At 74.1% G+C, this 20,400-nt stretch carries 13 protein-coding genes; 5 read left to right on the forward strand and 8 right to left on the reverse strand.

All coding sequences use genetic code 11. The annotated features are described in order from the left end of the window. Window positions 1-35: 35 nt before the first annotated feature. From BCAV_RS04500 to BCAV_RS23500, 4 genes are all read right to left on the reverse strand, one after another. Window positions 36-938: a carbohydrate ABC transporter permease gene (locus tag BCAV_RS04500; protein ID WP_012725936.1), complete on the reverse strand. Its 903-nt coding sequence runs from the start codon at window positions 936-938 to the stop codon at window positions 36-38. Continuing rightward, window positions 935-1,879 carry a carbohydrate ABC transporter permease gene (locus tag BCAV_RS04505; protein WP_012725937.1) on the reverse strand — a complete coding sequence of 315 codons (945 nt, stop codon included), beginning with the start codon at window positions 1,877-1,879 and terminating at the stop codon, window positions 935-937. Before BCAV_RS04505 ends, BCAV_RS04500 begins: the two co-directional genes overlap by 4 nt. A gap of 378 nt (window positions 1,880-2,257) precedes the next feature. After that, on the reverse strand, window positions 2,258-3,601 hold the full coding sequence (locus BCAV_RS04510; RefSeq protein ID WP_012725938.1) for an MFS transporter: 1,344 nt from the start codon (window positions 3,599-3,601) through the stop codon (window positions 2,258-2,260). A gap of 110 nt (window positions 3,602-3,711) precedes the next feature. Next, the gene (locus BCAV_RS23500; protein WP_012725939.1) at window positions 3,712-7,416 is read right to left on the reverse strand and encodes a S8 family serine peptidase; all 3,705 of its coding nucleotides are present in this window, start codon (window positions 7,414-7,416) and stop codon (window positions 3,712-3,714) included. Window positions 7,417-7,696: 280 nt separating this feature from the next. On the opposite strand from BCAV_RS23500, the gene BCAV_RS04520 reads away from it, so the two are divergent. Further along, window positions 7,697-11,998 (forward strand): hypothetical protein, encoded by a 4,302-nt coding sequence (locus BCAV_RS04520; protein WP_144016710.1) that lies wholly within the window; start codon window positions 7,697-7,699, stop codon window positions 11,996-11,998. A gap of 27 nt (window positions 11,999-12,025) precedes the next feature. Here BCAV_RS04520 and mscL read toward each other — a convergent pair whose 3' ends face one another. The 3 genes from mscL to BCAV_RS04535 all read right to left on the reverse strand — a co-directional run bounded on the left by mscL (window position 12,026) and on the right by BCAV_RS04535 (window position 13,731). Continuing rightward, entirely contained in the window at window positions 12,026-12,595 is a 570-nt protein-coding gene (mscL, locus tag BCAV_RS04525) for a large conductance mechanosensitive channel protein MscL (RefSeq protein WP_280956286.1), read from the reverse strand. Between the two features lie 21 nt (window positions 12,596-12,616). Beyond that, window positions 12,617-13,297, reverse strand: coding sequence for an SAF domain-containing protein (locus BCAV_RS04530; RefSeq protein WP_043346577.1), 681 nt, complete (start codon window positions 13,295-13,297; stop codon window positions 12,617-12,619). Window positions 13,298-13,395: 98 nt separating this feature from the next. Beyond that, window positions 13,396-13,731 carry an FmdB family zinc ribbon protein gene (locus tag BCAV_RS04535; RefSeq protein WP_012725943.1) on the reverse strand — a complete coding sequence of 112 codons (336 nt, stop codon included), beginning with the start codon at window positions 13,729-13,731 and terminating at the stop codon, window positions 13,396-13,398. 149 nt (window positions 13,732-13,880) lie between these two features. Here BCAV_RS04535 and BCAV_RS04540 point away from each other — a divergent pair, with 149 nt between their 5' ends. Continuing rightward, complete coding sequence (locus BCAV_RS04540; RefSeq protein WP_012725944.1) at window positions 13,881-16,475, forward strand: penicillin acylase family protein; 2,595 nt, start codon at window positions 13,881-13,883, stop codon at window positions 16,473-16,475. Between the two features lie 17 nt (window positions 16,476-16,492). On the opposite strand, the gene BCAV_RS04545 is transcribed toward BCAV_RS04540, so the two are convergent. Then, complete coding sequence (locus BCAV_RS04545) at window positions 16,493-17,119, reverse strand: 5-formyltetrahydrofolate cyclo-ligase (protein ID WP_012725945.1); 627 nt, start codon at window positions 17,117-17,119, stop codon at window positions 16,493-16,495. 183 nt (window positions 17,120-17,302) lie between these two features. Here BCAV_RS04545 and BCAV_RS04550 point away from each other — a divergent pair, with 183 nt between their 5' ends. The 3 genes from BCAV_RS04550 to BCAV_RS04560 all read left to right on the forward strand — a co-directional run bounded on the left by BCAV_RS04550 (window position 17,303) and on the right by BCAV_RS04560 (window position 20,289). Continuing rightward, the gene (locus tag BCAV_RS04550) at window positions 17,303-18,517 is read left to right on the forward strand and encodes a molybdopterin molybdotransferase MoeA (protein WP_012725946.1); all 1,215 of its coding nucleotides are present in this window, start codon (window positions 17,303-17,305) and stop codon (window positions 18,515-18,517) included. Beyond that, window positions 18,517-19,110 (forward strand): GNAT family N-acetyltransferase, encoded by a 594-nt coding sequence (locus BCAV_RS04555; RefSeq protein ID WP_012725947.1) that lies wholly within the window; start codon window positions 18,517-18,519, stop codon window positions 19,108-19,110. Before BCAV_RS04550 ends, BCAV_RS04555 begins: the two co-directional genes overlap by 1 nt. Before the next feature lie 138 nt (window positions 19,111-19,248). Further along, a complete protein-coding gene (locus BCAV_RS04560; protein WP_012725948.1) occupies window positions 19,249-20,289 on the forward strand; it encodes a hypothetical protein in 1,041 nt (346 codons plus the stop codon). The last annotated feature ends 111 nt before the right edge of the window (window positions 20,290-20,400 follow it).

Raw genomic sequence — 20,400 nt, forward strand, 5'->3', positions numbered from 1 at the left:
TGGTGCTCCTTCGGTGTGGGTGAGGTCGTTCGGGGTCAGCCGGTGACGGCGCCGGCGGTGAGACCGGCGACGAGACGGCGCTGCAGGATGAGGAAGATGAGGAGGATCGGGACGGTCACGAGTGCGCTCGCCGCCATCAGCACGCCCCAGTTCTGCTGCCCGTCGAGGCTCTGCAGCAGGGTGAGACCGACGGGCAGCGTCATCGTCCGCGTGTTGTCGGTGACGAGCATCGGCCAGAGGTACTCGTTCCATTCCGCGACGATCGACACGAGGCTCACGGCGGCGATCGTCGGCACGGACATCGGGACGACGAACCGCCACAGACGGCGCCAGTGGCCAGCGCCGTCGACCTCTGCGGCCTCCATCACGGAGATCGGGAGCGACAGGAAGTGCTGGCGGAACAGGAACGTGCCGAACGCGCTGGCCAGGCCCGGCACGAGGATGCCCTGGTAGGTGTTGAGCCAGCCGAGATCCGCGATGAGCGTGTAGTTCGGGATGATCGTGATCTGGCCCGGGATCAGGAGAGCGAAGAGGACGAGGTAGAAGACCGTCTTCTTGAACGGCACATCGATGAAGACGATGGCGTAGGCGCACGCCAGGCCGAGGATCACCTTGAGGCCGGCGCCGAGGATCGTGATCATGACGCTGTTGAGGAACATCCGCCCGATCGGGATGCTCGACGCGACCTGGGCGAAGTTCGAGAAGTCGAACGACTCCGGGAGCCACTGGAGCGGGATCTGCGCGAACTCGGGGAGCTCCTTGAAGCTCGCGAGGAACATCCAGATGAGCGGCACGGACATCACGAGGATCGCCAGGATCATCGTCAGGTACAGGGCGCCGTCGATCGGGAGCCGGGTCAGGAGCCGCCGCTGCCGACGGCGTCCGGGCGGCGTGGCCACCGGCGTCGGGGTGGGCGTGCGTTCGAGGGTCGTGCTCACGAGTAGTGCACCTTCCGCTCCAGGACCTTGAGCTGCAGGCCCGTGATCGCGAGGAGGATGATGAAGAGGACAGTGGCGCTCGCCGACGCGTAGCCCGCCCGGCCGGTCTGGAAGCCTTCGACGTAGATCTGGTACATGAGCGTCGTCGTCGAGCCGAGCGGCCCGCCGTCGGTCATGGCGCGGATGAGGTCGAACGACTGCAGCGAGCTGAGCATCGTGGTGATGAGCAGGAAGAACGTCACCGGGCCGAGCAGCGGGAAGACCACGGAGCGGAACGTCCGGGAGCGGCCGGCGCCGTCGAGCGCCGCCGCGTCACGCAGGTCCTGCGGGACTGCCTGGAGGCCGGCCAGGTAGATGAGCGCCACGTACCCGATGTGCTTCCAGAGGTACACGATGATGATCATGATCAGCGCCCACGGGCTGGTCGTGTACCACTGGGGCGAGCCCACGCCGAACCAGCCGAGCGCCACGGAGAGCAGCCCGTTGCGCGGGTCGAAGATGTAGAGCCAGAGCATCCCGACGGCGATGCCGGAGAGCACGTACGGCGCGAACGCGAACGTGCGGGCGATCCCGCGGCCGACCAGCTTCTGGTTCAGCAGCAGCGCCAGGGCGAGCCCGATCAGGAGCCCGCCGCCGACGGTCGTCACGGCGAAGATCGCCGTGGTCAGGAGGACCTGGGGCGTGTCGGGGTTCGTGAACCACTCGACGTAGTTGCCGAACCCGACGAACCGCGCGATGTTCGAGCCGAGGTTCCACTGGAGCATCGAGTAGTAGAAGCTCAGCACCAGCGGGCGGTACACGAACAGCAGCAGCAGCGCCACGTTGGGGCCGGCGAGAAGCAGGAACAGCAGGAGGTTGCGGGGGCGCACTCGTCGTCGGGAGCGCGAGCGGGGGGCTGAGGCCGTCGCGGAGGCGGCGGCGGAGGGGGTGAACGCGGTCATCGTGCGCTGAGGGTCCGATCGTCAGGGTGGGTCCGATTGGCGAGGCTAGCGCCGCCGGAGAGCCTCCGTTGCCGCTTTGCACGAATACCCGGCGCGGGGGTAATCGCTTGCACGGATGTGCCGCACGCCACATACGGTCGAACCGCCGCGGGCACACGGCTCGGCCCCGGGGACGGTGGCCTGAGACGGCGCCGGCGAACGCGCTGGTCAGGGCGATTCGGCGGGTGTCGCGGGCCGTGCCCGCGGGCCTCGGAGCTCCGCGCCCGACCGACCCGCAGAGACGCGATGCGACCGGCCGGCGCCGGGTCCGCGCGCCCGCGCGTCACCCGAGGTTGGCCGAACGTTCGAGCAGTCGCGGCCGGGCGTTCCCGCGGCGTCTCAGCTCTCGAGAGCCGCCCCGGCGCGTTCGGGCAGGGCGGTGGTGGCCGCCGCGGCGACGGCGAACGCGGCCGCGAACACGGCGAAGAGCAGCCCGACGCCCCGGGGCTGCAGCCACGCCACGAGGAACGGCGCGAGGATCGACGCGACGCGTCCGGCGCCGGCCGCCCAGCCGGCACCCGTGCCGCGCAGCGCCGTCGGGTACACCTCGGGTGTCACGGCGTACAGCGCACCCCACGCGCCGAGGTTGAAGAACGACAGGAGCGAACCGAACACGAGGATCGCCGTCGTCGAGCCGGCCGTCCCGAAGCCGACGGCCGCGAGCGCCGAGCCCACGAGGAAGACCGCCAGGGTCCGACGTCGTCCCCACCGCTCGATCAGCCAGGCCGCGACGGCGTACCCGGGCAGCTGGGCCAGCGTGATGATCAGCGTGTACTCGAACGACTTCGTGAGCGTGTGTCCGGCGGCGACGAGCAGGGTCGGGATCCAGATGAACGCGCCGTAGTACGACAGGTTGACGAAGAACCACACCGTCCAGAGCCCGCCGGTGGCGCGGCGCAGCCGGGGACGCCACAGCGACCGGACGCCCTGCCACGCGCTGCCGCGCTCCCGCGCCCCGGGCGGTTCATCGGCCGGCAGCGGCCCGACCGTCTCGACGCCTGACGCGCGCTCGAACCGGCGGACCGTCAGCTCGGCCTCCCGATGGCGTCCGCGCAGCTCGAGGAAGCGCACGGACTCGGGCAGGCCGAGGCGGACGACGATCGCGTAGACGGCCGGGACGGCGCCGATCGCGAGCGCCCAGCGCCACCCGTCGTCGCCGCGGGGGACGACGAGGAAGCCGACCACGGCGGCGAGCAGCCAGCCGAGCGCCCAGAACGACTCGAGCCACACGACGGCGCGGCCGCGCACGCGCCGCGGGGCGAACTCGCTGACGAGCGTCGACGCCACGGGCAGCTCGGCACCGAGCCCGAGACCGACGACGACGCGCAGTGCCGCGAGAGCCGCGACGGACCAGGCCAGGGCGGAGACGCCGGTCGCGACCCCGTAGACCAGCAGCGTCAGGGCGAAGACCGTGCGCCGGCCGACGCGGTCCGCGAGCAGACCTCCGAGCGCGGCGCCGACGGCCATCCCGACGAAGCCCAGCGAGGCGATCCACGACAGCTCGCCCGGGCTCGCCTGCCACGTCACGGCGAGCTGCGCGAGCACGAACGAGATGAGCCCGACGTCGAACGCGTCCAGCGCCCACCCGATCCCCGAGCCCCACACCAGCCGGACGTGCTCGCGGGAGACCGGCAGGTCGTCGAGGCGTTCGGTGCGGCTGCTGCGGACGGCGGACGTGCTCATGCTGACCTCACGGCACCATCGTCCCGCGGACCGGCCACAGGGTCGATCGCCGAGACGACGACGGGGCGGTGACCAGCAGGTCACCGCCCCGTCGTCACCTCACCTCGGCGTCAGCTGATCGACCACGAGCCGCGCTGGCACGTGATGCCCTCGTAGGCGACGTCGTAGACGCTCTCGCGCACCTCGCCGTCGACGGTCGCCGTCCCCGTCACCGTGACGGTGCCCGGGGCGATCGACCGCTGGAACGTCGTGACGACGTCGTAGACGGACCGGTCCGGACGCACCCGCGGGTACGTCACGTCCAGGAACGGCGTGTCGATGCTCACCCGCGCCGTGACCTCGTCCGTGTTCGTGACCTTCACGAGCACGTACGCGAAGCCGGCGAGGCAGCCCGGCCGCGTCGTCGTCTCCAGGCTCACGCCCGCGGGCGGCTCCGGCTCCGTCACCTGCTCGACCGGGATGACCTGGAACTGGGCGCCGACGGCGTTGTGCAGGTTGAGCAGGAGCACCGAGTCGTCGGTGGGCGTGACGTCGGACGCCGCCGCCGGGAACGGCGGTGCGTCCGGGTTGCCCGGACGGCTCACCGTGATCCCGGTGTCGGGCTGCGCCACGTACAGCGGTGACGTGCCGTCCCCGAACTCCAGCGTGTCGGCCGCGTCGTACGACAGGCCCTCGATCGTGTCCAGGACGAGGCCCTGGTCCTCGCTCGGCGGCTCCGCGTACCAGGAGAGGCCGCTCACGGAGTAGGAGAACGCGACCTCGTCCGCGGCGACCTGCTCGGGCGTGAACCCGAGCGCCGCCAGCTCCACCGGCAGGTACGCGACCGACGTGTCGAACGTGTTGGTGTCCGTGTCCCCGAGCACGTTGTTCAGGAACTCGAGGCCGGTGTTGGTGCCGGCCGCGTCGAACACCGCGACGATCGTGATGTCGTGCGGGTCGCCCACGGAGTCCGTGAGCTTCTGCACCTCGACGGTGTACGGGCCGGCGTTGTCGCCCGTGTCGACCTCCACGGCGAACGACGTGGCGCGACCGAGCGTCGTCCACGGCGCGTGCGTCGCGATGCCGAAGCCGACGTAGCCGTGGTCGACGCCACCCGAGTCGGTGAACGTAAACGGAGCCGTGCCGACGGCCGCGAGGTCCGCCCCGGCCGCTGACGGGTTCTGCAGCTCGTCCGCCGGGATCTGCTCCGACGTCGCAGCCAGCTCGAGCGGGACGACCGCCGAGGTGTACCCGTCCTGGGCGAGGCCACGACCCGTGAGCGGCAGCGTCGTCGTCGTGGCGGCCTCGTCACCGAAGACCACGTCACCGCCGGCGATGTCCGCCACCGGCTTCACGGCCGCCGAGACCGAGACCCGCAGCGGGCCCTCGACGTTCGGCGCACCGGTCAGCTCGAGCCACCCGGTCGCCGTCGAGAGGAACTCCCGCGGGAGCCCGTACGTGGCGTCGACGGCGCTCACCGTCGGGTCGATGTCCTTCGCGAGCGCTGCCGGGTCGGCCACGGTGAGCGTGACGTCGACGGACGCGGTGCCGCCGGCCGGCACGCTCACCTCGGACGCGGAGAGCGTGTACTCGACGCCGGCCACCGGCGACTGCGGCCGGTAGGAGGCACCGAGCGTCACGTCGGCCGTGCCGTGGTTGGCGACCTCGACGGTGCGGGTGAGGGACACGGCGTCCGCGCCGACCTCGACCACGCCGAAGTTCGCCGAGACGCCGAGCGGGTTCTCCGCGTCGTACGCGAGCACGGTGTCGAGCGTGGCCTGCAGGGCGTCGACACGGCCCGTGCCGACCCGCTGCGGGCCGAACGGGGTCTCGCCCAGCCGCACGTCGTGGTTGGCGGTGTTGATGACAGCCGTCTTGACCTGCAGGGCGCTCCAGTCGGGGTGCGCCTGCACGGTCAGGGCAGCGATGCCGGCGACGTGCGGCGACGCCATCGACGTCCCCGACTTCACCGACGCGCCGTTGCCCGTGCCGACGGCGACCGACGAGATCGACGTGCCTGGTGCGGCCACGTCGGGCTTGACGATGCCGCGGGAGCCGTGGACGCCGCGCGAGGACGACGCGTTGAGCGTGTCCGCGACGGACGGCGCAGGCGCCGTGACCGACAGGCTCGGGTCGAACCGGACGCTCAGCGTCTCCGACAGGATGTCGACGACGCCGGTGGCCGGGTCGAACGCGAACAGCTCGTCCGTCGCCGGGCCGGTCAGCTGGATGCCCGGGATGACCGCGTTGCCGGCGATCCCGGCCTCGAAGGCCTCGTCGGTGCTGGTCAGCACGACGCCCGCGGCGCCCGCGTTGGACGCGTTGGTGAAGCGGGCGGCCGAGCCGCACGGCAGGGCGACGGAGTTGTCCCACGCCAGGGTGACGACCTTGCCGGCCACGCGCGCGGCGTCGTCGGCGGTGAACGGCTCACAGCCCGAGTTGTACGGCAGCGTGCCCGGGGTCAGCGTGACGACCTCGATCGGGTCCGGCGGGTAGGTGCCCGTGAAGTTCACCGAGTACTGGCCCGGGAGGACGAGCGGCTCGGTCGCGCCGTCCACGTACGCCTCGACGCCCTCGAACAGGAACGTGTTGCCCAGGGAGTTCGCGACGGCGAGGGAGCCGTTCGCGTTCCCGGGCGAACCGCCGACGTCGTACACGTCGCCCGAGTTGCCGGCGGACGTGACGACGACGATGCCCGCCGCGACGAGCGCGTCGATGAGCAGGTTCTCGGGGTCGTCCACCAGCGAGAACTCCGAGCCGACGGAGAGGTTGACGACGTCGACCTCCGGCGCGTCCGGCGCGAGCAGCCAGTCGAGCGCGGCGCCGACGTACGCCGTCGACCCTGCGCAGCCGAAGACCTTGAGCGCGACGAGGTCCGCCTCCGGTGCCGAGCCGGGGCCCACCTGGAACGTGTTCAGCTCGTCGTCGGTGAGGGCCGCGTAGTCGCCGGCGAACGTCTCGCCCTCGGCGTCGACGCCGTAGCCGGCCGCGGTGCCCGCGACGTGCGAGCCGTGCCCGCTGCCCGGCGGCACACCCTCCGGGGGCGTGCACAGAGCCGCGCTCTCGTCGATCGGGTTGGAGTCCGGCACCGCCGGGTCGTCCGAGTACCCGCCGTTGTAGGCGTGGCCCACGAAGTCCCAGCCGTCCGTGATCTTGCCCTGCGGCCACGCGACGTCGTCGTCGAAGCCGTCCGCGGACGTCGGGTACGTGAGGGCGGAGTCGCCGAACGACGCATGCGTGTAGTCGATGCCGGTGTCGATGACGGCGATCGTCGTGTCCTCGCCGGTCACGCCCGCGAACTCCCACGAGTCGGCGGCGCCGGTGAAGATGTCGGTGCCCGAGTTCGACGCCGGAGTCTTCGGGACGATCGGAAGGATCGCGACGACGTCGTCGCGGGCGGCCAGATCGCGCAACGCCTCGGCGTCGGCACGCACGGCGACGCCGGCCACGCCGTTCGTCGTCGTGTAGAGGACGTCGGCGTCGCCGAGGGCGGCGACGACGGTGTCGGCGTCCGCCTCGACCTGCGCAGCCGCGTCCGCAGCCACGTCGTCCTGGGCCTGCGCGGATCTCGCGCCGGAGGCGTCGAGCGCCTCGAGGACGGGTGTGCTCGCCAGCTGGACGAACACCTCGGTCGGGCCCTCGAGCCCGACGAGCCCAGAGACATCAACGCCGCCACCACGTCCGGTGGCGGCGGCGAAGGAATCGGCGGAGGGAAGGTCGGCCGCTGTGCCGGCCGGTTCCGCATGGGCTGCTGTGACGAAGCCTGTGGTCGCAAGCGCACCGGTGAGCGCGCCGGCCATCAGGGCTCGCGTGACGCGCGAGCGGACGTGGGACATGGTGGACTCCCGTGTTCTCCATGGGCGGTGAGGAGGGTTCACCGCACGGCAACCCTCGCAAACTAGTGCTTGCGGGCCGTTGACAACACCCCCCACCGAGGCCGAGACCCGGAAGTTGTGTGCTCAACCGGTCGAGGTGCATACTGGATTTCGACGATGCGCGCCGCCTGCCCCCTGCGCGGTGCGCATCGTCTTTTTCGTGCCCGCACGCCCGCGTCCGACCCGTGCGAGCCGGGCGCGTCTGCCCGACGATGGAGCGCAGGATCGTTAGCGTGGCAGGGTGAGTGCTGCCATCCACGCCGGTCCGGGCGGGACAACGGCGCACGAGGAGGTTCCGACGTCGATGACGGGTGAGGCGGGCGAACCCACCGAGCCGGGTGCCGGCCGGGACCACGAGGCCGAGGCGGCCACGCGAGCGGCGGCGGTCTCGGACGCCGTGGCGCGCTGGCGCGAGGCGCTGACCGCCCTCGGTGGGGACAGTGCACTGGCCGACATCGACGCCCTGGGCGACGCCGGCCTCGACCTGTCCGCCGCCCACCCCGGCGGCATCGCGCAGCTGTTCGCGGGCCGCCCGACCCGGCTGTCCAACCTCGTCCGCGAGCCGGGTGCGCTGGGGACCGCCCGCCGTCGGGCGCGTCTCGTGCTGGCCCGGTCCGACGAGCTGGCGCAGCGTTACGGACTGGCCGCCACCTCCGTCGCGCTCGGCGTGGCGACGTGGACGCCGGCGGACCCGGAAGGTCGGGCGGCGTCGGAGGGCGAGGGCGAGCTCGCCGCCGCAGGGTCGGAGCCCTGGCGGGCGCCGGTGCTGCTGCGGCCCGTCCACCTCTCGGTGCCTGCGCACGGCACCGACGCCGAGGTGGAGCTGGCGCTGTCGCCCCGCATCGAGATCAACCCGGTGCTCGCGCGGGCGCTCGGTGGCGGCGCCGGCCGGCTCGAGCGGCTCGTCGTCGAGCGGACGCAGCGCGGCGCCCTCGACCTGCGGGCGCTGCTCGCCGAGGTCGACGAGATCCTCGCGACGGCACTTCCCGGAGTCCGCGTCGACGAGCGGGTGGTGCTCGGCTCGTTCGCCCACCCGGGGCAGCTCCTCGCGGAGGACCTGGACGCGGAGCGGCTCGCCGGGCACGACGTCGTCGCGGCGCTCGCGGGCGACGACGAGGCGGCCGCGGCACTCGAGTCGGCGCTCCCGCCCGCCGCCGACGGCGACCGTGATCCCGCCCAGGAACGGGGCGTCGGTGACCTCGACGCCGGCCAGCGTCGGGTGCTCGACGCCGTGGCGATGGGTGGGCACCTGTTCGTGGACGCGCCGCCGGGCGCCGACGTCGTCGGCACCATCACGGCGATCATCGCCGACGCCGCCGCGTCCGGGCGGTCCGTGCTGCACGTGCCGGGCACGCGTCGGGCCGGTGCGGCGCTCGCCGAGACCGTCGCCGCCGTCGGCATCGGCGAGCTCGTGCTCGACCTCACGTCCGACGCCGACCGCTCCCGCGTGGCCGCGGAGGCCTTCGGCGCACGGATGGCGGCACCGGTCCCCGAGGTGGACGACGACGCCGTCGCCGCGCTGCGTCTCGAGCTGGGGCAGGTGCACCGGAGCCTCGTCGCCCACGTGCGCGCCCTGCACGAGGTCCGGAGCAGGTGGGGCGTCTCCGCCTACGACGCGCTCCAAGCGCTCGCCGCGCTGACGGCCCAGCGACCGGGGCCACGCACCGAGGTGCGGCTCGACGCCGCGATCCTCGAACGACTCGACGCGCCGGCCCGGAAGCAGGCCGGCGAGGAGCTCGCGCGAGCCGGTGCGCTCGGCGCGTTCCAGCTGCGGAGGGCCGACAGCCCCTGGTACGGCGTCCGTCTCGCCAGCGCCGAGGAGGCCACCCGCGCCGTCGAGACGGTCAACCGTCTCGCGGCCCGCACGCTGCCCGGTCTGAGGCGCCAGATCGCGGCGGCCGCCGCGCAGACGGGGCTCGCTCCGGCGTCCAGCCTCGCGCAGTGGCGCGAGCAGCTGACGATGCTCGAGGGTGTGCGGCGCGCGCTCGACGTGTTCCAGCCGATGGTCTTCGAACGTTCCGCTGCTGACCTCGTCGCGGCGACAGCCCCACGGGCGGAGCGGGCGCAGCACGGTGCGCCGCTGCCCTGGCGCACGCGCCGCCGCCTGCGCCGCCAGGCGAAGGACCTGCTGCGACCGGGGCGGCACGTCACCGACCTGCACGCAGAGCTCGTGCACGTCCAGGCGCAGCGGGACGTCTGGCGCCTGCACTGCCCCGCGGGCGGATGGCCGCGGCTGCCGGAGTCGCTCGACGCGCTGGAGACGGCCACGCAGGACGTGAGCGACGCCGTCGCGTCGGTCGAGGAGGTCCTCGCGCCCACGCTGCCCGCGGGAGACGGGGCGACCTCGCTCGTCACCCTGCCCCTCGCCGGGCTGGAGGACCACCTCCTCGCGCTCGCGGCCGACGAGTCGGTCGCCCGCGCCCTGCCCGAGCGGACGGCCGCGCTCGCCCGCCTCATCGACGTCGGACTCGGTGACCTCGTCGACGACCTGGCGGACCGCCGGGTGCCGACGTCGTTGGTGGGTGCCGAGCTCGACCTCGCGTGGTGGGCGAGCGTGCTCGACGTCGTGCTCGCCTCCGACTCCGCGCTGGCGAATGCCGGTGGCGAGGACTTCCTCGCCCTCACCGACCGCTGGCGTGCGCTCGACCGGGGCCAGGTCGCGAGCCTGGTCGGCCCGGTCCGCCGTGCCACCGTGCGGCACCTGCGGGGCGTCATGCGCGAGCACGAGGAGCAGGCGCAGGGTCTGTACGCGCTGGCCCGGGAGGCTCGCCGCGGGAGCGGTGACACGTTCGACCTGCGGGAGATGGCGCGCGTGTTCGCCCCGGTGGCCGGGGCCGTCGTGCCGTGCTGGAGCGTGCCGCCGATGCTCGTGCCGCAGGTGCTCGAGCCGGGTGCGCGCGTCGATCTGCTCGTGCTCGACAACGTGCAGAACCTGCCCACCGAACAGGCCGTCGCGGCCATCGGCCGGGCCCGTCAGGTCGTCGTGCTGGGCGACTCCCGGCGTGCCGGTGGCGGCGTCGTCGACGCCCTCGCCCCGCTGCTGCCGCGGCTCACGCTGCCCACCGACCGGGGCGAGGAGGACGAGCACCTGACGGCGTTCCTGGTCCGCCACGGCTACGCCGAGGTGCTCGTCCCGGTCCCCGCACCGCCGGGGCCGAGCCGGATCCGGCTCGACCTCGTCGACGGCCGCGGCCTCGCCGCCCCGGGCGCTGACGCCGTCGAGAGCGTGGCCGAGGAGGTCGCACGGGTGGTCGACGTGGTCGTGGACCACGCGCTCACGCGCCCGGAGGAGTCCCTCGCCGTCGTCGCCCTCAACGCCCGCCACGCCGATCGCGTCCGCGAGGCGGTCGCCGGCACCGTGGCCCACAGTCCTGCGGTGGCCGAGTTCTTCGACGCCGCCCGGCCCGAGCCGTTCACCGTGGTGGACGTGGAGGCGGCGTCCGGGCTGCGCCGCGACGCCGTCGTGCTCACGCTCGGGTTCGGCAAGACGCCGCACGGGAGGGTGCTGCACCGGTTCGGTGCCGTGAGCGGCCCGCGTGGCGCGTCGCTGCTCGTGGAGGCGATCGCCGCGAGCCGCAGCAGGCTCGTCGTCGTCAGCTGCATCGCGCCGGACGAGTTCGACCGCGGGCGCCTGCGCTCCGAGGGTCCGCTGCTGCTCCACGACCTGCTCGAGTTCGCCGCGCTGGACGGCGCGTTGCCCCCGTCCACCGACGACGCGCCCCCCGACCCCCTGCTGGTCGACCTGGCCGAGCGGCTCTGGCGGATGGGGCTCACGGTCGTGCCGCAGTACGGACCGGCGGGCGGGGTCCGCGTCCCGCTCGCGATCGGCCACCCGGAGCTTCCGGGGCGGCTGCTGCTCGCCGTCCTCACCGACGACGCGGAGTACGTGGCCTCGCCGAGCCTGCGCACCCGGGACAGACACCGCATCGAGCGGCTCGAGCGTCGCGGCTGGACGGTGCGGATGCTCCCGTCGACCGCCGTGTTCATGGACCCGCAGGGTGAGGCTCAACGCATCTGCGACCTGGTCACCGAGCTGGTCCGGTCCCGCCGCACGACCGGTTCCGTGCACGTTCCGGTCGTCGGGCCGCCGGAGCGGCTCGACGACGAGGAAGGCCCCGACGAGGACGTGCCCGACGTCGCCGACCCCGCCCAGACCGGGACGTCGGCGGCGCCCGCCCGGCCGGACCTCGAGGCCGGCCTGCCGATCGGCGCCTACACCGACGACCAGCTCGACGAGCTGCTCCGGTGGCTCGACGAGGGTGAGCCACGCGAGGACGAGGACCTGCTCGCCGCCGTGCGCACCGAGCTCGGCATCGCCCGCCGCGGTGGGCGGGTGGACGCCGTGCTCGGAGCAGCGCTCGCGCGCTTGCGCACGGGCGAGCGCCGCCGTCCGACGACGCCCGCGGCTCCTGCGACGCCGGCATCCACGGAGCCGCCGGTCATCCCGGACCGCGCCTGGGAGGACGTCGACCGGGCTTGGGGAGACGACGACGCGGACGACGACGACCGGTTGCGCCGCGAGCGCCCACCGCACTGGGGCTGACGCCGGGCAGCGCCTGCGGCGCGCAGGTCAGACCGAGCCGGGCCCGCTGGGCGGCTGCGGCGGGTACGACGGTGCGGACGGTGCTGCGCCGCCGCCACCGGCCGGACCGCCGGCCGGAGCCTGGCGCGCGAGCAGGTCGCGGATCTCGGTGAGCAGCTGGATGTCCTCCGCGGGGATCGCCGGCTCCGGTTCCTGCCCGGTAGCCCGGCGGCGCGCCAGGGCGTTGAGCGGCGCGACGACGAGGAAGTAGATCGCTGCCGCGACGAGCACGAAGTTGACGAGAGCGGTCAGCACCATGCCGACCTTCATCTCGGACGGCGGGATGCCCGCGGCGGGATCACCCTCGTTGAGCGTCCACACCCAGATGTTGTCGAGGTTGGGCTGGCCGAAGATGCCGCCGATGAGCGGGTTGAGGACACCCTCGACCACCGCCGTGATGACGGCGGTGAACGCCGCGCCGATGACGATCCCGACCGCCAGCTCGACGGCATTCCCGCGGGCGATGAACTCCTTGAAGCCGCTGAGCATGCCGCCGGCCTTCGCGGCGGCGGCCCTTCGTTGCGCCGCGGCTCCTGCGGCCGGTCCTTGCTGCGACATGCGTGTCTCCTCGGGTCGGCGTCAGGGCGAGGGCACGAGGACCACCGTGAGCGTGCCGCGGGCGCTCGCCTCGACGACGAGCGTAGCCACGTCGGGGCGAACCGCGACCAGGAGCAGAGGTGCGTCGGGGGCCGACGACGTGAGTCCGCCGATGCCGCCGCCCGCCTCGCCATCCACTCGCGCGAGCACGACGGCGTCCGTCGCCAGGACGTGGGCTCCCGCCTCCTGGTCGCCGGCGGCGACCAGGTCGACGGTCGCGCCCGGCTCGAGCACCGACGTCAGGAGGGGGTCGGCGAACCGCACGGGCACCACCGTCGTGCCTCGCGGCGCGCCGTCGGCGAGTCCGGGACCGAGCACCATGCCCGGCCCGAGCGGGTATCCGGCCGGGAGGGCGTGCGCCAGCTGCCGACCGACGACGTCGTCGGCCGCGTCCAGCGCGTCGGGCGGGACGGCGTCGGCGGGCAGCGCCACGACCCGGACGTCGGCCGGGACGATCTCCTGTGCGGCGGCGATGTCGTGCGCGGCGACCAGGACGTCGACGCTCGGGGGATCGGGTGGTCGCAGCGTCGCGAGCGCCATCGTCGCAGCCACGGCGAGGGCGAGCGCCGCCACGACGTGCCGAGCGCGCCAGAGCGCGACGCGCACATGCCGTGACGTCCGGGACGGCGCCCGGGGAGGACTGTCGCTGGGGAGGCGTGCCATCCCACGGACGCTAGGTCCGGCGCCCGCGACCACGGGCCCGCCCCTGGGGACGCACGGGCCGAGGCGGCCCCGGTCTCACACCGGGGACAACCGGCGGCTCAGGATGCCGCGGCGGCCGCGGGCTTCGTCGCCGTGGTGGTCGAGGACGTGCCGGACGAGGTGCTCGAGCTCGACGTGGAGTCGGACCCGGACGACGTGGACGGCGTCGACGCGCTCTCCGTGCCGCCGCCGGACGCCGTCGCCGCGCCCGCCGTGCCGCCCCGGGCGTCGTTCCGGTAGAACCCGGAGCCCTTGAAGACGACGCCGACGGCGGAGAACACCTTGCGGAGCGAGCCGCCGCACTCGGGGCACTCGGTCAGGGCGTCGTCGGAGAACGACTGGTGCACGTCGAACGCGTGCTGGCACGCGGTGCACCGGTAGGCGTAGGTCGGCACGGATCCTCCTCGGCGACGGATGCGGATGACGCCGCCGCTAGCACTTGTCACTACCGAGTGCCAACTCTACTGCCCTTCTCGTCGGCCCCGATCCTGCCCGCTGGCGCCGCCTCCGGAGTCCTCGCTCGGGGACGGATACGCTCGAGCCCGTGTCAGCCTCGCTCGTCCGCCGCGTCGTCACCGCCGTGGCCGTCGTCCTCGTCGTGGTGCTCGCGGCGTCGACCGTCACAGCCGCGATCGTCATCCGCCGGCCCCTGCCGACCACGTCCGGCGAGACCCGGATCCCGGGTCTCGGCAACGACGTCGACGTGGTCCGCGACGATCTCGGCATCCCGCAGATCTACGCCGACGACCCGCACGACCTGTTCTTCGCGCAGGGCTATGTCCACGCGCAGGACCGCTTCTTCGAGATGGACTATCGGCGCCACGTCACCTCCGGCCGGGTCGCGGAGCTGGTGGGCGACCAGGAGGCGGCGATCCAGGCCGACTCCGTGATCCGCACGTTCGGGTGGCGGCGGGTCGCCGAGCAGGAGTGGGACCTGCTGAGTCAGCAGACCCGCGACCACCTCACGGCGTACGCCGACGGCGTGAACGCCTATCTCGACCGGCGGACGCCCAGCGCCGCGGCCATCGAGTACACGGTGCTCGGCACGCAGGTCAGCGTCGAGGCGATCGAGCCCTGGGACCCCATCGACTCCGTCGCGTGGCTCAAGGCGATGGCCTGGGACCTGCGGGGGAACTACGACGACGAGCTGCTGCGCGCGGCCGCGTACGGCAGCACCCAGGACACCTCGCTCGTCGGCGACCTCTTCCCGCCGTACCCCGCCGAGACGAACCCGCCCATCATCACGGACGGGACGCCGTCGTCGCCGCCCCCCGACCCCGGCACGCCCGACGTCGACGACGCCTCGCTGCCGGCGGGCAGCGAGGACGCGCTCGCGGGGGTCGTCGAGGCGCTCGGGGCAGTCCCGCACCTGCTCGGCGAGGGCGACGGCATCGGCTCGAACTCGTGGGTCGTCGGCGGCGAGCACACCGCCTCGGGGGATCCCCTCCTCGCGAACGACCCCCACCTCGGGATCACGGCGCCGGGCCTGTGGTACCAGGCCGGCCTCCACTGCCGCGACGTCGGCGACGAGTGCCCGTTCGACGTCGCCGGGTACACGTTCGCGGGGTTCCCGGGCGTGATCATCGGGCACAACGACGCACTGGCCTGGGGCCTCACGAACCTCGGCGCCGACGTCACCGACTTCTACCTCGAACGACTCTTCACCGACGGGACGTACCTGCGGGACGGTGAGCGCGTCCCCGTGGTCGAACGCACCGAGACCATCGAGGTCAACGGGGCCGACCCGATCCAGCTGACGGTGCGGTCGACGGAGCACGGGCCGCTCGTCGACGAAGTGCTGCCCGATCTCGAGCTCGCCACCGAGGCGCCGCTGCCGGAGGGGTCGCCGCGGCCGGCCCGGGAGGGGTACGGCGTCGCGCTCGCGTGGACGGCGCTGGAGCCCGGCCGCTCGGCCGACGCGGTGTTCGCGATGAACCTGGCGCAGGACGCGGACGACGTCGCCGCGGCGGCCGCGCTCTTCGAGGTTCCCTCACAGAACATCGTGTTCGCCACGACGGACGGCACGATCGGCTACCAGGCGCCGGGCCGGATCCCGGTGCGCGCCGTCGTGTCCGGGGGCACGCCGTCGAACGGGACCTGGCCGCAGCCGGGCTGGGACTCCCGGTACGACTGGCAGGGCACGGTGCCGGCCGAGGAGATGCCGGCCGAGACCGACCCCGAGGAGGGCTTCATCGTCGCGGCGAACCAGGCCGTGACCGAGCCCGGTGTCGGTCCGTTCCTCACGAACGACTGGGACTACGGGTTCCGGTCCGCGCGGATCCGCGCGCTGCTGCAGGCGGAGATCGACGCCGGGCGCCCGATCACGGCCGAGACGATGTCCCGGATCCAGAACGACACGCTCGACCCTGCCGCCGACGTCCTCCTGCCCTCGCTGCTCGACCTCGAGGTCGACGACTTCACCGGCGAGGCGAGCGCGCTGCTCGCCGACTGGGACCAGCGCACCGACCCCGACTCGGCGGGGGCCGTGCTCTTCGCCACCGTGTGGGCGAACGTGCTCCGCCGCACGTTCGCCGACCAGCTCCCGGAGGCCGTCGCGCCGTCGGGCGGTGCGCAGTGGATCGAGGTCGTCCGCCGCCTCCTCGAGGAGCCCGAGAACCTGTGGTGGGACGACGCCACGACCGTCGCGCTCGTGGAGACGAGGGACGAGGTGCTGCACGACGCGCTGGTCGACGCCCGCCGGCAGCTGACGGCGGCGCTCGGCGCCGACCCGACCCGGTGGCGGTGGGGGAACCTGCACCGGGCCGCGCCGGAGCACGCGGTGCTCGGGGGCGACGGCGTGCCCGGCCCGGTGCGCCGTCTCATGAACCCGAGCGCGATCGAGGTCGGCGGCGGGTCGTCGATCGTCGACGCGACGGGCTGGGATGCGACGCAGTGGGGCGAGGCGGCGCCGGACTTCACCGTGACGGCGATCCCGTCGATGCGGATGGTGGTCGACCTGGGCGACCTCGACGCGTCCACCTGGGTGAACTTCACCGGGAACTCCGGGCACCCGGCGTCCCCGCACTACACCGACCAGCTGCGGGCGTGGGCCGAGGGTGACACGTACCCGTGGCCGTTCACGCGCGACGCCGTGGCCGCCGCCGAGGAGGAGACGCTGCGGCTGCTCGCCCCCGGCTGAGGCGGGCGGGACGTTCGTCAGCGGGGCACGAGCCACCACGACGACGGCGTCAGCACCGCGTGGACGGGGACGTCGTGCTCCTCGCGGGGCAGCGCGTCGTCGTGCACCTCGTCGTCGAACACGACCGCCACGACGAGCGCGTCCGGAGCGGCGTGGTGGAGCGCCCGGTCGTACCAGCCGCCGCCCTGGCCGAGGCGGATGCCGGCGTCGTCGACGCCCAGAGCCGGCGCGAAGACCACCGCCGCCGCACCGAGCGCCTCCGCCTCCGACGCCGGCCCAGACGGTTCCGGCGGTCGGCCCGGCGCGCGGACCGCCAGGTCGTCGGCGTCCGCGTACTCCGCCCACCCGCGGGCGAGCCCCGGCCCGAGGACCGGCAGCAGCACGCGCACGCCGCGCTGGTCGAGCAGGTCGAGGAGGGGCGCCGTCCCCGGTTCGGCGGGACGGGAGGCGTACGCGGCGACGCACGTGACTCCGTCGGCACGCGCCTCGAGCAGCTCGGCAGCACGATCGGCGATCCCGGCGGCGGCACTCACGCGGGCCTTGGACGATCGGCCGGTGCGCCTGGCCCTTGCCTCCACCCGGAGCTGGTCCTTCGTCCGCTCCGCGCCGTGCGGACCCGCCGTGAAGTTCGCCGCTGAACTCATGCGTCCACTCTGGCACACCTGGGATGGCGCGTGGGACGACCCGGCCGCGTCGTCGCGACTCCGCCGTCGACATCGGGCGGCGGCGCGGAACGCGCGGACACCCCGGTGCCCAGCCCGCCCGAGCGGCCGCGCGCTGGGTAGTGTTCCGACCATGTCCTGCACCGGCGACGGCGTGGCCCCCGCGTGAGATCCGTCTCGGACCAGCTGGCGGCCGTGCTCGGCGCCGTCGGGCCGCTGCCCCCTCTCGAGGTCGTCCTGCACGACGCCGCCGGCTGCGTCCTCGCCGAGGACGTGCGCGCCGGGGCGGACCTGCCCCAGGCCGACCTCGCGGCCCTCGACGGCTACGCGGTGCGGGCGTCCGACGTCGTCACCGCGGCGCCGGACGGTGACCTCACGCTGCGGGTCAGCGACGACGTCCGCGCCGGAGCGCCGGACGCGCCGACGCTCGTGGTCGGGGCGGCCGCACGGATCGCGAGCGGCGCGCCGATGCCCGGCGGGGCCGACGCCGTCGTCCCGCTCGCCCGCACCGATGCCGGCGACGCGCGGGTCCGCATCCGGGCTGCCGTCCGGGCGGGCGACGGTGTGCGGGCCCGGGCCGTCGACGTGCGCTCGGGGGAGATCGCGCTCGCGCGCGGAACCCGGGTCGGCGCCGCCCAGATCGCGCTGCTCGCGGCGCTCGGCCGGCCGCGCGCGCGGGTGCACCCGAAGCCGCGCGTCGTCGTCGTCTCCGTGGGGGACGAGCTCGTGGAGCCCGGCAAGCCCGTGCACGTCGGCCAGGCCTACGACGCGAACGGCCACGCGCTCGCGAGCGCCGTCCACGACGCGGGCGGCACGACGTTCCGCGCGGGCGCCGTGCCGGACGACCACTCCCGCCTGCGCGAGCTGCTCGAGGACCAGCTCGTGCGCGCCGACCTCGTCATCACGACCGGCGGCCTCAGCTACGGCGCCGGCGACACCGTGCGCGACGTCCTCGCCGGCGTCGGGACCGTGCGCTTCGACGCCCTCGCGATGTGGCCCACCCGGCAGATGGGACTGGGCGAGATCGGCGACGGCGTCCCGATCCTCGCGCTGCCCGGCGACCCGGTGGCGGCGCTCGTCGCGTTCGAGGTGTTCGTGCGCCCGGCGCTGCTGGCGATGGCCGGGTACGCGGACGTGCACCGTCCCACGATCCGGGCACGCACCACGAGCGAGCTCGCCTCCCACAGCGGCTTCCGCGAGTTCGTCCGCGGCCGGCTCGTGGGGTCACCGGCCCACGGCTACACGTTCTCGCCGGTGGGTTCGCCCGACGCGCTCCAGCTGAGCGCGTTCGCCCGGGCGAACGCGCTCGCCGTCGTCGGCGAGGAGGACGACAGCGTGGCCGCCGGCACCGAGCTGCCGTGCCTCGTGCTGGAGGACTGATGTGGCCCGTGCGGCTCACCGAGGGTGAGGTCGTGCTTCGGCCCCTCCGGCACCGCGACTCGGCGGAGTGGGCGCGGCTGCGTGCCGCCAACGGCGCCTGGCTGGCACCGTGGGAGGCGACGTCGCCGCGCCCGTGGGTGTCCCGACCGCCGACGTTCCCGGAGTACGTGCGTGACCTGAACCGGCAGGCGAGGTCGGGCTCGGCGCTGCCGTTCGCGATCACGTGGCGGGGTGCGATCGTCGGGCAGCTGACGGTCTCCGGGATCGTGCTGGGGTCGCTCTGCTCGGCGTCCGTCGGCTACTGGGTGGGGCGCGACGCCGCCGGCCGGGGCATCACGCCGCTCGCCGTCGCGATGGCGAGCGACTACTGCTGGTTCGTGCTCGGGCTGCACCGGATCGAGGTCAACATCCGGCCCGAGAACGCCGCCAGCCTGCGGGTGGTCGAGAAGCTCGGGTTCCGGGACGAGGGGGTGCGCGTGCGGTACCTGCACATCCAAGGCGACTGGGCTGACCACCGCACGTTCGCGTTGACCGTCGAGGAGGTGCCTGGCGGGCTGCTTCCGCGCGCCCGTCAGCTGCCGTCCCGGCTCTGACCCGGGACGGAGCTCGGTCCGCCACTCCGGTGCGCCGAGTGCGGAGGTTCGGTTGCCGGTGCGGCAACTGACCTTCCGCACCGCGACACGCCCGCCCGCCTCACGGCCCGCCCGGCGGGTCGCGCCTACCGTCGTCGTGTGAGCCCCGCCGGATATGTGCTGTTGGCGGTGTTCCTGCTGTGTTTCGTGTACTTGGTCCCGGCGCTCGTCCGCCGTCGGCAGGTCGCACTCGACTCCCGGGTCGACGACCGGTTCTCGACGGACCTGCGCCTCGTCGCCACCGCCGGGCAGGGCGCCCGCCCGGCGACCCGGCACCCGCGCGCGGCGCCGTCCGCACCAGCACTGCACACGAGGCGAGCGATCGCCGCCGGATCGACCCGAGGAGAGTCCGTCGTGAACCGACCCGCCGGGATGACGGAGCGCCTCGTCGCGGTCGAGGCCCGACGCGTCGCCGCCACCAGGGCAGCCGCCGCTGCCGCTCGCGCCGAGCGTGCCGCCGCGGCCCGCCGCCGACTCGTGCTGACCCTCGCGCTGATCGTGACCGGCGCCGTCGCCTGGAGCGCCGTCGCGATCGCCGACTTCTCCTACCTGCTCGCCCTGGTGCCGACGGTGATCCTCGCCGTCGTGCTCGTGCTCGGTCGGCGGGCGGCAGCGGCATCGTCGAGGGCCGATGCGCGGGACGCCGCCCGCGAGCTGTCGATGTCGAGGAACCGGGATCGCCGCACCGCTCCGGCGAACTCCGCTGCCCAGCTCCGGGCCCGGCTCGGTGACGGTGGCGCCGTCGCCGAGAAGGAGTCCGCGGCCGCCCGGGAGGCCGTGCCCGGCCTGGGCATGCGCTGGGACGCCGTGGGCGCCGACACCTCCGACGGCGGCCCTGTGGACCGACCCGCCGGGCGGCAGCGCCCGGAGAGCCGGATCGAGGACGACGGCGCCGGGTGGACGCCCGTCCCCGTGCCCGTCCCGACCTACACGCTCAAGCCGACGGCGCCGCGGCGCCAGCCCGAGCCGTGGGCCGCTCCGGCAGCGGCGACGGGTGCGGACGCCGCCGAGGCACGTGCGGCCGAGACCCCCGACCCGCTCGCCGCGGAGACTCGCGCGGGCGAGCCCGAGCCCGTGAGCCCGGGCGCGGGGATCGACCTCAGCGCCGTCCTGGCTCGCCGCCGCGCGGCAGGGCAGTAGCAGCCCGTCAGCCGCCCGGTGCGTGGCACGCACCGACATACCGCTTTCTCTCCGAACGCCTCAACCCTTGACAGCACTCCGGGTACGGGGGCACACTGCGGTGCGAAAGCG

Source organism: Beutenbergia cavernae DSM 12333 (genome assembly GCF_000023105.1).
Classification (GTDB): Bacteria; Actinomycetota; Actinomycetes; order Actinomycetales; family Beutenbergiaceae; genus Beutenbergia; species Beutenbergia cavernae.

Excerpts from the sequence above, each read along its gene's own strand:
- BCAV_RS04505 (WP_012725937.1), bottom strand. The coding sequence starts at position 1,879 with ATGACCGCGTTCACCCCCTCCGCCGCCGCCTCCGCGACGGCCTCAGCC.
- BCAV_RS04510 (WP_012725938.1), bottom strand. The coding sequence starts at position 3,601 with ATGAGCACGTCCGCCGTCCGCAGCAGCCGCACCGAACGCCTCGACGAC.
- BCAV_RS23500 (WP_012725939.1), bottom strand. The coding sequence starts at position 7,416 with ATGTCCCACGTCCGCTCGCGCGTCACGCGAGCCCTGATGGCCGGCGCG.
- mscL (WP_280956286.1), bottom strand. The coding sequence starts at position 12,595 with ATGTCGCAGCAAGGACCGGCCGCAGGAGCCGCGGCGCAACGAAGGGCC.
- BCAV_RS04530 (WP_043346577.1), bottom strand. The coding sequence starts at position 13,297 with ATGGCACGCCTCCCCAGCGACAGTCCTCCCCGGGCGCCGTCCCGGACG.
- BCAV_RS04545 (WP_012725945.1), bottom strand. The coding sequence starts at position 17,119 with ATGAGTTCAGCGGCGAACTTCACGGCGGGTCCGCACGGCGCGGAGCGG.
- BCAV_RS04555 (WP_012725947.1), top strand. The coding sequence starts at position 18,517 with ATGTGGCCCGTGCGGCTCACCGAGGGTGAGGTCGTGCTTCGGCCCCTC.